The organism is Acinetobacter sp. DL27 (assembly GCF_055810995.1).
This window is the reverse complement of the sequence record NZ_CM147947.1, coordinates 458,152-471,509: the sequence shown is the minus strand read 5'-3', so window position 1 is coordinate 471,509 and position 13,358 is coordinate 458,152. Positions and strand designations below refer to the sequence as shown.

The window sequence follows — 13,358 nt, the reverse complement described above, 5'->3', positions numbered from 1 at the left end:
ATCAAAACAAATAAATAATATATTGTTTTTTAAAAATTTATTAAATTAAAATTAATTATAATAATTTTACGTAAAGAAGTGCACAACTCAGTGCACTTCAAACTCTGCCTCTGCTGGGTCAAAACGCCATGTACGCACAATGCGTAACTCAGAAATATCCTTCATTTTGGCATCAAATCCACCAAATGGTGCAGCTTTACGTACCGAGGCTTTTGCAGCCTCATCGAGCATCTCATGGCCTGAACTATCAATCAGGCGAATGGCGCGGATACCTCCTGATGTATTTAGAATCACCATTAAACGCACTTCACCCGCCAGCCGCTGCTGTTTAGCTGCTTCTGGGTAGTAACGGTTGCCATAAAACTCCACTTTCTGACGGAACTTTTCAAGATAGGCTGCCGAAATATCTTGCTTGGCTTGAATACCATCGACTGTTTTGATTTTTTGCTGACGGCTAAAGTTTTGTTGGCGTTGTAAATATTGCGCTTCAAGGCTGGCCACCATTGCTGCTTTGGCTTGAAACTGACTGTTCATTTCTTCCATGGCTTTTTTGCGCTGGTTATCCTCAGCTTGTTTTTGCCAACTTAAAGTCGTCATTAACAGTTTTTCTTCAAAATTCAGCTCACGTTTTTGTTGGATCTGTTCTAAAGTTTCACGCTGCTGTTCGCCTGTACTTTGCTCAAGCATTGGTGCGGGCATGTCACTCGACATGCGGTGTGACTCACGAAAGGTCCCTGAACCCTGTTGATCGGCTTGCGCTAAAAAATCTGCATTTTCAATTTTTTTATCAGAAAGACGCAAGGTAACGGCAATTTCTTTCACTGCCGCATCATTCTCTTGAGGCATAGCAAATTGCAAAGTCAAAATCACGAGATGCAAAAATACCGCCAGCACAACAGTCGCTGTAAAAATTGGGTCTTTCCACCAATCATGAGCCAAAGGCATTACATTTATTTTTCTAAGCATCACACCAAACCGACAATTTGTCTTGTTCCCCAAAGCGCAGGCGCGCAGTATAAAATAGACACAGTCTTCATTTTATTGCGTAGAATGAGACCTTGTGCCATTTAGATTCACTGTTTCATAAAATCATGAAAATGGTGCAATTAATTTTGCTAAACTGCAAGGTTCATGAGCAGTATTTTTCAAACATTTCGACCAGAGATCTGATCGCTCAAACACGTTGATTCGCTAGGACGCCTCTTATGCAAACGCTTATTTCCAACATTTCAAATCGTTTACGCCAAGTTTATCAAAAGGCTGAAGGATTTATTGAGGATGAGCGCGAGTTTCCAATGTCTCAAGTCTTTTTAAATGCCACTTTTCAACGTTTTGTGACCGACAACGTGAGAATGTTGAAAGACCTGCATGCCGACTTACATGATGATTGGTTACGTTTATATGCCACACTCGACTATAACGGACTCAAACTCACGCTCTCGGTAGATTTGAAACTGGCACAAATGGAATTAAATAAAAAAACACAGTTGATCGTATTTGAGCAAATCAGTGACACCAGTGTGCTGGATGCTGAATACCCAACGGTATTTCATAAAATGGGTGTGCGCTGTGCCCTATTCTTTTATCAAAAAGTCCTGAACCAAGACCCCTTAGGCATGATTTTAGAAAAACTGAATGTGATTAAAGTCAAAGATGATCTGCTGCATTTGGATCTGAATCGCTGGTTAGGAAAAAATCGTTCCATTATCGATACCTTAGGTAAAGTCCATGTCAATCATGCCGTGTTGCGTGAAGCAGAATTGGTAGTAATCGGTAATGTCAACTTAACGGCATTGTTCAATAAGTTTTCGCAAACCTCGATCGATGACTTGATTGAACCTAATCTAGACCAAAGCACGGTCTCGCCAATTCGACAAAAATAATTCGGGATGCTGCGACTAAAATGTGACTTAAGGTGGGTAAAAGAAACATAAAACTACAGTTTGCCCTATGTTTCGAATTTTTTCTTCATAATCAACGTGCATAATATTTCTATGCAAAAAATTTGTGCCTACAACTGAATAGGAAACTTTTTCTTATGGCTAAATCAATGTTGAAAACAGTCGCAATGGCAACAGGTGTCAGCACCTTGCTCTTTGTCGGTTTCTCCAGTCAAACCTTTGCCATGAGTCCATTCCAAGCCAGTTATCAATTTAACTATAATGGCAAAAACATGGGCTCAGCGACGCGTACGTTATCGAAATCGGGCAACAACTGGAACTATGTCTTTGCAGCCAAAGCTGGTGGTATCGCCTCTGCAACCGAAAGTAGTCGCTTTAGTTTTAATGGTAAACAAATTCAGTCCAGCAGTTTTAGTCGTAGCAGTAAAATTTTGGTGCATAACAACACCATGAGTATTAACTTCAATCCAGCGGCAAAAACCATCAATACCAAGAAAGACAAAGAAGCGCGTTCTTTCGCTTGGAAAGCAGGCGTACTGGATGAACTGAATGCTGAATTACAACTTCGGGAAGACATCAAAAATGGCGGTTTAAAATCGACTTATTATTTGGCCGATGCCAAAGAAGTGGAAGCACGTAAATTTGTGAAGCAAGGTTCTGAATCAATCAAAACCGATTATGGCACCTTTGATACCATTAAAGTGGTGATGAAACATGACAAACCTGGTCGCGAAACTATTTTCTGGTTAGCACCTAAATTGGACTACCTTCCAGTCAAAGTCAGCCATGTGGATAAGAAAACATCCTATGGATTGCTATTAACGGGTTATAAAGGTGCAAGCAATTAGTCATTTTGACGAATTTTACTTGCATTTTTTCAGGTGCTTCCTAAAATACGCTTTTGCTTGAAAAAGCACCTGCCCCTAGAGGATTCTCCCGTGTACGCACTAGAACAGAAAATCTTAAGCGAAGGTATCGTTCTATCTGATGAAGTTCTGAAAGTTGATGCTTTCTTAAACCACCAAATTGATCCGGTTATGATGCAATTAATCGGTAAAGAATTTGCTGCTCGTTTTAAAGATGCAGGCATCACTAAAATCATCACGATTGAAGCATCAGGTATCGCACCTGCAATCATGGCAGGTTTAGAACTGGGCGTGCCCGTTATTTTTGCGCGTAAATACCAATCTTTAACCTTAAAAGATGACCTTTACCGCTCAAAAGTCTTTTCGTTTACCAAACAAACCGAAAGCACGATTGCAATTTCAAATAAGCACATCAGCTCAGCAGACAAAGCCCTCGTGATTGATGACTTCTTGGCCAATGGTCAAGCGGCATTGGGTCTGATTGACTTAATTCACCAAGCGAAAGCAGAAGTTGTAGGTGTCGGTATTGTGATTGAAAAATCATTCCAACCTGGTCGCGACATTTTGCTTGAAAAAGGCTACCGCGTTGAATCTTTGGCACGCGTAAAGTCATTGGCAAATGGCACTGTTGAATTTGTTCGTGACTAATCACGGCGTTTAACTTCAAAAAAGAGCACTTCAGGTGCTCTTTTTTTGTCACTCAGATGACCCGCGGGTCATCCACATGTAAATGCCACATTTGCGCTGTAGGTTATTTTTAATTTAAAGTAAAAATATATCGTTTTTTTTCAATTTAATTACACATTGAAGTTGGAGAAATGCGATTTATATAGCATGATCAAATCTAAAAGGTAATGTCCACTTTCTAAGAGCAAAACAAACAAAGACTAAATTGGATACTATTTTATAGAGATACCGAATTGAATGATAAACAAGAATCAATTAACTGAACGATCATTTACCCCAGGCCAATTATCTGGCTTTGATGGCGCGCACTCCATTCAACTCCCCGTAGACTTCATTCACGACTTGAGTAAAGCAGACTCCTTGCAAGCTGTTCTAGATACGATTGCTTACTGGATTTCTCACGTGTTTGATGCGGATCGGGCCAGTATTACTCTGCAAGATACTGAAGAATATCTCAAGCTGTATTCGATCTCAGGCAATCATGCGATTCCAATGGATTTTAAAATTCCGATTGGACAGACCTTTGTCGGACGAGTTTTTGCCCAATCTCAACTGATCATTTGCGATGACCTCGCTCAGTCGGATGAACTGGATTGTAAAATGCTTTCCGAGCATGGCATGGGCACCTGTATGGATGCACCCATGATTCACAATGGCGTGTGTATTGGTACCTTAAATGTGGCAGATCAACGTAAACATCACTACACTTTGCAGCAAGCGATTCTTTTACAGAGTCTCGCCACTTGGTTAGCTTTGAACATTAAATTGCATTTACAAGTGCAAGAAATGGCTGTCTTAGCGTCTACAGATGAACTCACAGGGACCTTTAATCGTCGAGTATTTGTGCAAGAAAGTAATCAAACCATGCAGCATTTCAGCCATACTCGCGTACCCTTTACGATAGGCATCTTAGATATTGATCACTTTAAACAGCTGAATGACTGTTATGGGCATACCGCAGGTGACCATGTGCTGAAAAAGATGACCAAAAAAATCCGCAGCGTACTGCGTGACGAAGACTTTCTAGCCCGTATTGGCGGTGAGGAATTTGCGATTATTTTACCCGCCTGCTTGGGTGATGAAGCTATGCGGGTCTTTAAACGCATCTGTTCAACAATTGAGGCGATGGAAGTACATTATGAGCAAGAAGTGCTATGTTTCACCGTCAGTATAGGGGTTGCTGAAGTCGGCAAACATGATGCAGATGCAGAGGATGTTTTTAAACGCGCAGATAAAGCCTTGTACTGTGCCAAACAAGCAGGACGAAACCGAATTCACTTTGCCAACTAAACTGTATTTAAAAACACAGCATAAAGTACTCAAGAAATTACAAGTTTAATAAATATTATTGCCGCAAGTTCAACTAAGATTTACTCTAGATTCAGTTGTTTAGATCTTTCAAATTTAAGCTCAAAACACGGTTGTTCTGCACAACGTGTCATCCACACCGTAAAACGGCTGCCAGCTTCAATCACTGGTCACCCGAATAGGCCAATAGACTATGGAAAATACAATTCTCTGCCCAAAATGTGGCTCTAGTGATGTTGAAAAACGCAATCACGAGCAACAACTGACTAAAATTGGGGGCGTATTGCTCAGTTCGGCAGGTGCAACCGCTGGTACCGTCGGTGGTGCAGCATCTGGGGCCTCTATTGGTGCAGCGATCGGTGCAGCGGCTGGACCTCTTGGGGTGATTATGGGTGGTACCATTGGCACTTTTGTCGGTGCAGTCAGTATTGGTGTAACAGGCGGGTTTTTAGGACATCGTTTTGGTAAAAAAGCGGGTGCGATTGTCGATAAAAATGTCTTTCTTGACTATAAATGTCTCAAGTGCGGTACAAAGTTCAAAGAACAGCATCTGACGCCAGCCCAATAATAAAAAGCCCATCCTTGATGGGCTTTTTTCATGTCTCAATGTTCTAGGCTTGTAGTTTCTTCACAACTTCCCCAAGACGCTTACCTTGAGCTTCGCACAGCACTTTTTCATCTTGGCTTAAGTGCTGATCATGTCGAGGCCCGCTGACATGGCTCGCGCCATACGGTGTTCCACCTGTTTTAGTATGTGACAATGCGGGAATGGCATTGTTCAACCCTAAAATCATCATGCCATGATGAAACAATGGTGGCAGCATAGTCAATAAAGTACTTTCTTGGCCACCATGCATCGAACCTGACGAAGTAAACACACAAGCCGGCTTGCCATGCAAAGCTCCATTGAGCCAAAGACTGGTGGTCTGGTCGAGGAAATATTTCATTTCAGAGGCCATGTTACCAAAGCGGGTTGGTGAGCCTAGCGCCAAACCTGCACAGTTTGCCAAGTCCTCTAAACTACAATAAATATCGCCTTCTGCAGGAATACTCGGCTCTGCTTCCTTCACCACAGCCGCAATATTCGGCACCGTTCGAATTTTAACTGCAACACCACTGGCTTCAATTCCATTTGCAATCAGATGCGCCATTTCACGGGTACTGCCATATTTGCTGTAATATAAAACTAAAACATAGGTTTGCATGAATAGAGTTCGGTGACAGAAAAAATAAAACTATACGGTATTTTTCCTATTTTTTGGTTAAGCTTAGGGTGAAAAATGTAGAAAAGATGAAGAAAACAAAAGAGATACTTTGCCTATGTTAGAACAGTACTTAAGAAGACTTCCTTTCTATGAGAAAACTTGGTTTCAGTTCGTTTTATTTGTACTGCGCCGCTTTGAGGCCGATCGATGTCGTGAACAAGCAGGTTCACTGACCTATACGACCCTGTTTGCCGTCGTTCCAATGCTGACCGTTTTTTTGGTGATCATTTCCTCAATCAAAGCGCTTGAACCTGCACGACAGCAATTACAACAACTGATCTATAGTAATTTTTTACCGAAAACCACGATTGCTTTTGACAAGGCCTTAAATGCGTTTACCGATAAATCCAGTAATTTAACCATTATCGGGATCTTATTTTTATTCGTCACTACCGTCATGATGCTAACCAGTATTGAAACGGTCTTTAATCGAATTTGGCGCGTTCGTGAGACTCGCGGCGGCATTATTGGCTTTATGCGCTATTGGACCATTATTTCTTTGGGCCCCATTCTACTCGGTAGTGCCTTTGTCATTTCGTCGACGATGGCTTCCCTCAATGTTCTGAGCAATAATTTTGCAGGCTATGAGCTTGATGGCGCATTTGTCCTGTGGCTGATTTCATTTTGCTTAACCGTTGTTGGCTTTTTTATCCTGAATTGGACCATTCCAAACCGCAGCGTCCCGATTAAATCGGCTTTGATTGCAGGTTTATTTAGTGCCGTCGTGTTTGAACTTCTGAAAAATTTGTTCGGCTTCGTTATGTCGAACTTCACCAGTTATGAAATTATCTATGGTGCATTTGCCGCGATTCCCATTTTCCTGTTATGGATTTTTCTGTCGTGGAATATTGTCCTGATTGGGGTCGAAATTAGTTATGCCCTGACCGCCTTTACCTCCCATAAAGAGCAAAAACGGCACCCTGTCATTATGCTACTAGATTTGCTGGAGCTGTTTTATAAAAAGCAGCAACAAGGACTCAGTATCTCTGATGATGAAGCTTTAGATGTATTAGGGCGGGATGAATTGGGGCGTTGGCCGAGTTACGTGTTTATGCTTGAACAACAAAACTTAGTCAAACGTACCGATGACAACCAATATGTGCTGGTACGCAATTTATCTCAAGTCGATTTTTGGAGTTTTTACAGCAAACTTCCTTACCCTTTACCAAAGCGTAAAGATTTGGGTAATGTCCATCCTGATGATGTCTGGATGCAAAAAATTGGCCCAGCGTTAGTAGAATCGGATGATTACTTGGCGGCCAAACTCGCTATTCCGCTGTCTACAATTTTTGATGATAAATCTTAAGCCTTCATATTAAAAAACGTGTCTATGACACGTTTTTTATATGTTGAATCAAAGCAATTTAAGTTCAACCTTCACCCTGAATTTAAGGTAGATTCAAGCCGACTCAGTATTTACTGCAAAGCCATTCTAAATGCCTGCACATACTGCTTAATTTTGTGATGCAAACTCACCACCGTCACCCCCATCAACACAAAGCATGTTCCTACCAAAAAGTTGAGTTCCAGCTGTTCATTGAGTAACACCACACCAAAACACATCCCGAAGATTGGAGTCAGAAAAGAAAAGACTCCCAACTGGGATGCCAAATATTTTTTCAACAGCCAAAACCAAATCAGATAACTGGCAAATGACACGACAATGGTATGGAAAAGCAAACTTGTAACGGATAATACAGACCAGTGAATCGTCGCTTGTCCCATGAAGAAAGCCACAGTCAATAACACTAAAAATGCGATAAAGAGCTGATAAAACAAAGTTTGGGTCGCAGGTGCTTCTGCTAGTTTAGTCAACCGCACTGCAATGGTTGTGGCTGCCCACAATACCCCTGCCAAAAGTGCTAAAGCATCACCCCAAAGTGCAGAACTTGCAGCCGCTTGTGAGCCTGCAGGACGAAATAAAAATGCAATCACAATCCCAAAAAATGCACATGCAATGCCCAACCACTGAATGAGCGATAAACGTTCAGAAGGCAACTTCCAGTGCAAACCCAATGCTACAAAAATAGGCGCGGTATAAAGCAAAACTACGGTATGCGCCGCGGAGGTAAAACGTAAAGCTTGAGCGACCAGAAAAAATTCTGCTGCAAATAAAAGCCCAACTAAAATTCCTGCGGGTAAGTAGTCTCGCCCCCATAAAGATGTGCCCTTTGCCAACTTGATCATGGGGTAAACCATCAACGCAGAGAGGCCTGAGCGAAGTGCAATTTGCATCACTGCAGAAATATCGGGGGCAGCAAGCTTTAACACCACTTGTTGTAATCCCCACAAAATACACAGCCCAAACATAATCCCTGAAGCTTTACTGTCCAGCGCTTGACGACTACTCACGACCTGCTCCACTGAAAAAGATTAAAGCTCACTATAGATTTGTCTGAAATAAAACATATAATTTAAAACAGACAAGAGATCTTCTTATTCAGGCAATTTCAGCCATGCCCCAACGACAACAAAAAAAGAGCGCGCCACTCAAACAATTACCGACCAATGATCATATTGATAAATTATTGTGGATCAGCTTTCGCGAAGACCCCGCGCAGTCGGTTTATCCTGTGCATGGACATGCATGGGGGGAATTTGTATACGCCTTTAATGGTGTGATGGAAGTGAATATTAACCAGATTGACTACCTTACCCCACCACCTTATGGCATTTGGCTCCCACCCAATGTGGCTCATAGCAGCTTAAATCGCACCGATGTCTCGCATGGCACCTTGTATATCCATGAAAGCTTATGCACCCATCTACCTCAGCAAGCGGGTATTATGCTCAGCTCACCTTTGGTCTCGGCACTATTCAAACATTTGAGACAATCTAGTCTGCCAGATGATGCACCTGAACATATGCGCTTACTCTATGTTTTGCTTGATCAGTTACATCATGCAGAATTGGTCAGCAGCTATTTACCACACTCTGAACACCCGACCCTGAAAAGCATTTTAGATTTTTTACATCTGCACCCTGCGGATAACAGTTCTTTGCAACAACTGGCGGTACAGCACAATATGACTGAACGCACACTGGCACGTTATAGCCAAAAAGAACTTGGCATGTCCTTGAATGAATGGCGACAGCGCTTAAAAGTCATGAAAGCCATGAGCATGCTGACAGAGGGAAAAAAGGTCGAAAGTATCGCGCTGGATTTGGGCTATGCCAATGCATCGGCCTTTATTAATATGTTTAAACGCTGGATGGTATATACCCCCGATCAGTTCCGTAAACTGTACCATAGCCACCAATAACGCTAAAAAAAGATCACCGAAGTGATCTTTTTGAATGATGGGGTTTGAAAGCCTGTGAATTAAGCTTGAACAAAGGTATTCCAAGAATAATCTTGGTTTTTCCCTTTTAGAGTCATTTTCAACTGTTCACCCGCCTGTAGTGCAGCCACCCCAGCAGGTGTACCTGTCATGACTACATCGCCCGCTTCCAAAGTGAAGACTTGGCTAATGTCGGCCAACAAGGTGCCAATGTCAAAAATTAAGTGTGCAGTGTTGCCCGCTTGGCGCAGCTCATCATTGACATGAAAACTGTAATGCACATCATCCCAGTCCTGTACCACATCGGAAACAGCAACCCAGTCTGCCAGTACACACGAACCATCAAAGGCTTTGGCACGTTCCCAAGGCTGGCCTTTGGTTTTCAAATCATCTTGTAAGTCACGCAAGGTTAAGTCCAAACCTAAAGTTACAGCCCCTACCGCTTGAAGGGCTTGAGCTGGATCGGTTGCTTTGCTTAGGCGATGGTCAATGCGTAAAACCAGTTCACATTCATAATGGCAGCTGCCCCATGCAGGATTCCAAGAGATGCCCGCATCTAAACTGAGCAAACTGCTCGGTGGTTTGATAAATAAAACCGGACGATCAGGAATCGAATTGCCTAATTCTTTGGCATGGTCTGCATAACTACGACCGACACAGACAATTTTAGATGGACGTGTACTCATGATCTTCCTCTGATTTTTTGATGGTGTTATGGAACAAAATGCTTATTTTTTGAAAGTATTTTCAAATTTTGCTTGATCCGCACTATCGGCCAACGCACGCTTAGGCACAATCACCACAGTACGGTTTTTCAGCTCAAGCATATAGGTCAACTTGCCACTGGCAAACTTTTGCACTTCATTATAATGGACCACTTGCTTGCGACCATTGGCATAAATTTCCGCATAATCTTGGTATAAATCGATGCCTTGCTCACTTTTACCAAACTGATATTTCACAAATTGGCGCTTAAACATCATCGGCAGGAACGAATAGCGCATGAGAATTTGTAAAACTAAGAAAAATATACCCAATGCCACATAGTAGCGACCGACGCCTGAAAAGCCGAGCATAAAGCCCCACACAATAATCCCGACACTAATCAACGGCGTGATAAAACGCGTCATTTGCTTTTTACCAAAGGTCGCTAAGGCAAAACCATCTTGGGATTCTTCTAAAGTAAGGAAATAACGTGTCGATAATGCAGGCTTGTTCTCTGACATAGGGTTATATCAAATAGCTAAAAATATTGTGCTCAATACTACAACACAATCGGTCATTATTTTAGGACTTTAGCAGATCGATGTTGATTAGCTGGTAATCCACTCAAGCCGAGGCCATACCGATATAAGAGCCACATCATAAAACGGAGATGTAAGAAACAACTGAATAACTACGGAAAAAGATCCATCCATGCTATGGATTTCTACTGAACAGAAAGTGCAGGCACAAAAAAACCGCAACATGTGCGGTTTTTTCAATATTGATCAAGTTGGTGCGCTCAGAGAGATTCGAACTCCCGACCCCTTAGTTCGTAGCCAAGTGCTCTATCCAGCTGAGCTATGAGCGCGACGTCTTGATGGGGTGCATTGTATATGGTTTATTTCATTTTGATAAGTCATTTTGTAGTAACAAACCATCAAATGTTTATTAATCGTACATAAATCGGATTAAGTCGCTAAAAAATATATAAATAATTACAACATTCACTCAATACATTAAAAATTAGTGCAAATTCACAAACAGCAACCACAACTAGTATGAGATTCTTTATAATCAAATAGAAGAATTACATAAAATTAATTTAAGATACAAATGCCAAATCAAACAGATCAATCAACTTTAAACATGAGTAAAATTGGACCAGCAATAGCATCTGTACTTATCCTGCTCATCGTCATTGGCTATTCTATTAAAACAATAAAAAATCAAGTTCGACATATTGAAAGCTTACACTCAAACGAATGGCACGTATTTGAAAGGCATATGAATTCAAACTATTTTTTTACCGTGTCAAAATTTCGAGACAATCGTAAAAGCCTATATATAAGCCAGAATGGTGACGTATTTTATTCTCAACTTTGTACCAACAAACGGCTTTGTTGCACAAAGATTTAAAAATTAAGATTTCCCATATCTACTCAAATTTAAGTGGCAACTTGGGTGTGAGGTCGGCCTAACTCTGTGAATTTATTTAATACTGCTACACGTGCATGCATCTCATTGACTTGGCTTTGAAAGTTTCTCGAACTGAGTTTATCCCCCAATAATTTGATGCAATGCATCTTAGTTTCGACCAAACTTCGCCGATGATAGCCTGACCATTTTTTCCATAGTGTCCTGCCTAAACGTTTAACTGTTCGAAGTAATTCATTTCGCTCTAGCGAGCTGATCTTTGTATCTTTCCAAGGTTTCGCATTTTTTCTTGGCGGAATCACCGCATGCGCTTGCCGATCTGCAATGACCTGACGGCATTGCTTGGTGTCATAAGCTCCATCGGTATAAACAGAGTCAATCTGATCATCTTGTGGAATCTGATCGAGTAAATCACCAAGCACTTGTGAATCACTCACATTATTTGTAGTGAGTTGAATAGCGCGTATTTGAAGGGTTTCAGCATCTATACCAATATGAAGTTTACGCCATTGGCGACGATATTCAGGTTGGTGTTTCTTACGCTTCCATTCACCTTCGCCTAGAAACTTTAAGCCAGTAGAATCGACGAGTAGCTGGAGACCATTACTGCTTTTTTGATAGTTAATTGCAATATCAATATGCTTTTGTCTTCTGCAGATGGTGGAATAGTCTGGTGCTGTCCAATCTAATCTACAAAGATGAATGAGACTTTGCACAAAGCCAGTGACCATGCGTAAAGACAATCGAAATAGGGATTTGATCATCAGACAGCATTGGATGGCTGTATCTGAATAAGTTTGATTTCGACCATGTTTACCTTTGGGTTGAGCGTACCATTGAGTCTTGGGATCGAACCAAATTGAGAGATTTCCTCGATTTATTAATGCACTGTTATAAGAAGACCAATTGGTTGTACGATAGATTTTAGGTGTGGGCTTATTCATTTGCGAATTATATTGCCGAATAAGACTTTATCGGTAGGTTTGTGCAACAAAGCCCCAACAAACTAAAAAATATCTGTAAATTAGCTTATTCATCTGAAATAAAAGTTGAAAGCGTACTTTTTTATGCTCAAATACATAAACGGACAGGGCGATATACTTCACTACATTTAAAAGACATCGTTTTCATAGATCAAAATAATCGCCAACAAACATTTAATTATTTAACTACACCTCCAGATGATCAAAACTCTATTTCTAATAAAAAAAATAGTTTATGGATTTCACTCATACTCATATTTATAAGTTATTTATTCTTCGGATCTGTGGCATCTTTTCAGATTTCCGATAGTATTCCTCAAAATATTAAAATGCAAAAAAAGATCAATAAAACTATTATTATCGCAATCTGTATGTGTTACTGCTATTTAATTGCAATCACATTAATTACATTCTTGAAAAATTAATATTTTTCAAATATAAAACGATCAGACACAAAAAAACCGCAACATGTGCGGTTGATTGTTCAAGTTGGTGCGCTCAGAGAGATTCGAACTCCCGACCCCTTAGTTCGTAGCCAAGTGCTCTATCCAGCTGAGCTATGAGCGCATTACTTGTGTGCCAATTCAGGCGATACGTTACATACAGTTTACTTATTGGTGCGCTCAGAGAGATTCGAACTCCCGACCCCTTAGTTCGTAGCCAAGTGCTCTATCCAGCTGAGCTATGAGCGCGACATAAGTAAAGTTGGCGGTGAGAGAGGGATTCGAACCCTCGGTACAGTTACCCGTACGCATCCTTAGCAGGGATGTGGTTTCAGCCACTCACCCATCTCACCGTAACGTGCGGCCATAATACAAACTTCATGCCAGCACTGCAAGCACAGACACTCAATTTTTTGCATATTTCTGTTCAATTAAATACTTTTTAAACAATTTAGGGCGGATTCATCCGAATTTCTTCTTTTCTC

The 13,358-nt window shown here is 41.2% G+C and carries 14 protein-coding genes and 4 tRNA genes; 8 read left to right on the top strand and 10 right to left on the bottom strand.

What is annotated here, in order from left to right:
* Positions 1-87 precede the first annotated feature (87 nt).
* Entirely contained in the window at positions 88-945 is an 858-nt protein-coding gene (locus AC0KVP_RS02245; protein WP_473338645.1) for an energy transducer TonB, read from the bottom strand.
* Positions 946-1,205: 260 nt separating this feature from the next.
* Between AC0KVP_RS02245 and AC0KVP_RS02240 the strand changes: the two genes are divergently transcribed.
* From AC0KVP_RS02240 to AC0KVP_RS02220, 5 genes are all read left to right on the top strand, one after another.
* Entirely contained in the window at positions 1,206-1,883 is a 678-nt protein-coding gene (locus tag AC0KVP_RS02240) for a hypothetical protein (RefSeq protein WP_473338642.1), read from the top strand.
* 155 nt (positions 1,884-2,038) lie between these two features.
* Positions 2,039-2,749 (top strand): DUF3108 domain-containing protein, encoded by a 711-nt coding sequence (locus AC0KVP_RS02235; protein ID WP_078426185.1) that lies wholly within the window; start codon positions 2,039-2,041, stop codon positions 2,747-2,749.
* Positions 2,750-2,839: 90 nt separating this feature from the next.
* On the top strand, positions 2,840-3,415 hold the full coding sequence (locus AC0KVP_RS02230; RefSeq protein WP_004691243.1) for a xanthine phosphoribosyltransferase: 576 nt from the start codon (positions 2,840-2,842) through the stop codon (positions 3,413-3,415).
* Positions 3,416-3,691: 276 nt separating this feature from the next.
* Positions 3,692-4,744: a sensor domain-containing diguanylate cyclase gene (locus tag AC0KVP_RS02225; protein WP_473338636.1), complete on the top strand. Its 1,053-nt coding sequence runs from the start codon at positions 3,692-3,694 to the stop codon at positions 4,742-4,744.
* A gap of 211 nt (positions 4,745-4,955) precedes the next feature.
* Positions 4,956-5,330 (top strand): hypothetical protein, encoded by a 375-nt coding sequence (locus AC0KVP_RS02220; RefSeq protein ID WP_473338632.1) that lies wholly within the window; start codon positions 4,956-4,958, stop codon positions 5,328-5,330.
* A 43-nt stretch (positions 5,331-5,373) separates the two neighbouring features.
* Here the strand turns inward: AC0KVP_RS02220 and wrbA are convergent, their stop codons facing one another.
* Positions 5,374-5,967 (bottom strand): NAD(P)H:quinone oxidoreductase, encoded by a 594-nt coding sequence (gene wrbA / locus AC0KVP_RS02215; protein WP_148825453.1) that lies wholly within the window; start codon positions 5,965-5,967, stop codon positions 5,374-5,376.
* Between the two features lie 115 nt (positions 5,968-6,082).
* Here wrbA and AC0KVP_RS02210 point away from each other — a divergent pair, with 115 nt between their 5' ends.
* On the top strand, positions 6,083-7,333 hold the full coding sequence (locus AC0KVP_RS02210) for a YihY family inner membrane protein (RefSeq protein WP_062032475.1): 1,251 nt from the start codon (positions 6,083-6,085) through the stop codon (positions 7,331-7,333).
* 110 nt (positions 7,334-7,443) lie between these two features.
* On the opposite strand, the gene AC0KVP_RS02205 is transcribed toward AC0KVP_RS02210, so the two are convergent.
* Positions 7,444-8,379, bottom strand: a complete 936-nt coding sequence (locus tag AC0KVP_RS02205; RefSeq protein ID WP_279693700.1) for a DMT family transporter — start codon at positions 8,377-8,379, stop codon at positions 7,444-7,446.
* A 104-nt stretch (positions 8,380-8,483) separates the two neighbouring features.
* Between AC0KVP_RS02205 and AC0KVP_RS02200 the strand changes: the two genes are divergently transcribed.
* Positions 8,484-9,290: an AraC family transcriptional regulator gene (locus AC0KVP_RS02200; protein WP_148825451.1), complete on the top strand. Its 807-nt coding sequence runs from the start codon at positions 8,484-8,486 to the stop codon at positions 9,288-9,290.
* Positions 9,291-9,349: 59 nt separating this feature from the next.
* Here AC0KVP_RS02200 and AC0KVP_RS02195 read toward each other — a convergent pair whose 3' ends face one another.
* From AC0KVP_RS02195 to AC0KVP_RS02180, 4 genes are all read right to left on the bottom strand, one after another.
* The gene (locus AC0KVP_RS02195; RefSeq protein WP_281199580.1) at positions 9,350-9,994 is read right to left on the bottom strand and encodes a fumarylacetoacetate hydrolase family protein; all 645 of its coding nucleotides are present in this window, start codon (positions 9,992-9,994) and stop codon (positions 9,350-9,352) included.
* A 42-nt stretch (positions 9,995-10,036) separates the two neighbouring features.
* Positions 10,037-10,534, bottom strand: a complete 498-nt coding sequence (locus AC0KVP_RS02190; protein WP_183174498.1) for a YcxB family protein — start codon at positions 10,532-10,534, stop codon at positions 10,037-10,039.
* Between the two features lie 270 nt (positions 10,535-10,804).
* Positions 10,805-10,881: transfer RNA gene (locus tag AC0KVP_RS02185), tRNA-Arg, on the bottom strand.
* Between the two features lie 577 nt (positions 10,882-11,458).
* The gene (locus tag AC0KVP_RS02180; RefSeq protein ID WP_473336427.1) at positions 11,459-12,391 is read right to left on the bottom strand and encodes an IS5 family transposase; all 933 of its coding nucleotides are present in this window, start codon (positions 12,389-12,391) and stop codon (positions 11,459-11,461) included.
* 41 nt (positions 12,392-12,432) lie between these two features.
* Here AC0KVP_RS02180 and AC0KVP_RS02175 point away from each other — a divergent pair, with 41 nt between their 5' ends.
* A complete protein-coding gene (locus tag AC0KVP_RS02175; protein WP_473338618.1) occupies positions 12,433-12,855 on the top strand; it encodes a hypothetical protein in 423 nt (140 codons plus the stop codon).
* Between the two features lie 65 nt (positions 12,856-12,920).
* Here the strand turns inward: AC0KVP_RS02175 and AC0KVP_RS02170 are convergent.
* The 3 genes from AC0KVP_RS02170 to AC0KVP_RS02160 all read right to left on the bottom strand — a co-directional run bounded on the left by AC0KVP_RS02170 (position 12,921) and on the right by AC0KVP_RS02160 (position 13,226).
* A tRNA-Arg gene (locus tag AC0KVP_RS02170) sits at positions 12,921-12,997 on the bottom strand.
* Between the two features lie 48 nt (positions 12,998-13,045).
* Positions 13,046-13,122, bottom strand: a tRNA-Arg gene (locus AC0KVP_RS02165).
* Positions 13,123-13,136: 14 nt separating this feature from the next.
* Positions 13,137-13,226, bottom strand: a tRNA-Ser gene (locus tag AC0KVP_RS02160).
* Positions 13,227-13,358 lie beyond the last annotated feature (132 nt).

Bases quoted from the DNA above. Each gene is read 5' to 3' on its own strand.
- AC0KVP_RS02220 (WP_473338632.1), top strand. From the start codon at position 4,956: ATGGAAAATACAATTCTCTGCCCAAAATGTGGCTCTAGTGATGTTGAA.
- AC0KVP_RS02200 (WP_148825451.1), top strand. From the start codon at position 8,484: ATGCCCCAACGACAACAAAAAAAGAGCGCGCCACTCAAACAATTACCG.
- AC0KVP_RS02180 (WP_473336427.1), bottom strand. From the start codon at position 12,391: ATGAATAAGCCCACACCTAAAATCTATCGTACAACCAATTGGTCTTCT.
- AC0KVP_RS02210 (WP_062032475.1), top strand. From the start codon at position 6,083: ATGTTAGAACAGTACTTAAGAAGACTTCCTTTCTATGAGAAAACTTGG.
- AC0KVP_RS02240 (WP_473338642.1), top strand. From the start codon at position 1,206: ATGCAAACGCTTATTTCCAACATTTCAAATCGTTTACGCCAAGTTTAT.
- AC0KVP_RS02235 (WP_078426185.1), top strand. From the start codon at position 2,039: ATGGCTAAATCAATGTTGAAAACAGTCGCAATGGCAACAGGTGTCAGC.
- AC0KVP_RS02245 (WP_473338645.1), bottom strand. From the start codon at position 945: ATGCCTTTGGCTCATGATTGGTGGAAAGACCCAATTTTTACAGCGACT.
- AC0KVP_RS02190 (WP_183174498.1), bottom strand. From the start codon at position 10,534: ATGTCAGAGAACAAGCCTGCATTATCGACACGTTATTTCCTTACTTTA.
- wrbA (WP_148825453.1), bottom strand. From the start codon at position 5,967: ATGCAAACCTATGTTTTAGTTTTATATTACAGCAAATATGGCAGTACC.
- AC0KVP_RS02225 (WP_473338636.1), top strand. From the start codon at position 3,692: ATGATAAACAAGAATCAATTAACTGAACGATCATTTACCCCAGGCCAA.
- AC0KVP_RS02195 (WP_281199580.1), bottom strand. From the start codon at position 9,994: ATGAGTACACGTCCATCTAAAATTGTCTGTGTCGGTCGTAGTTATGCA.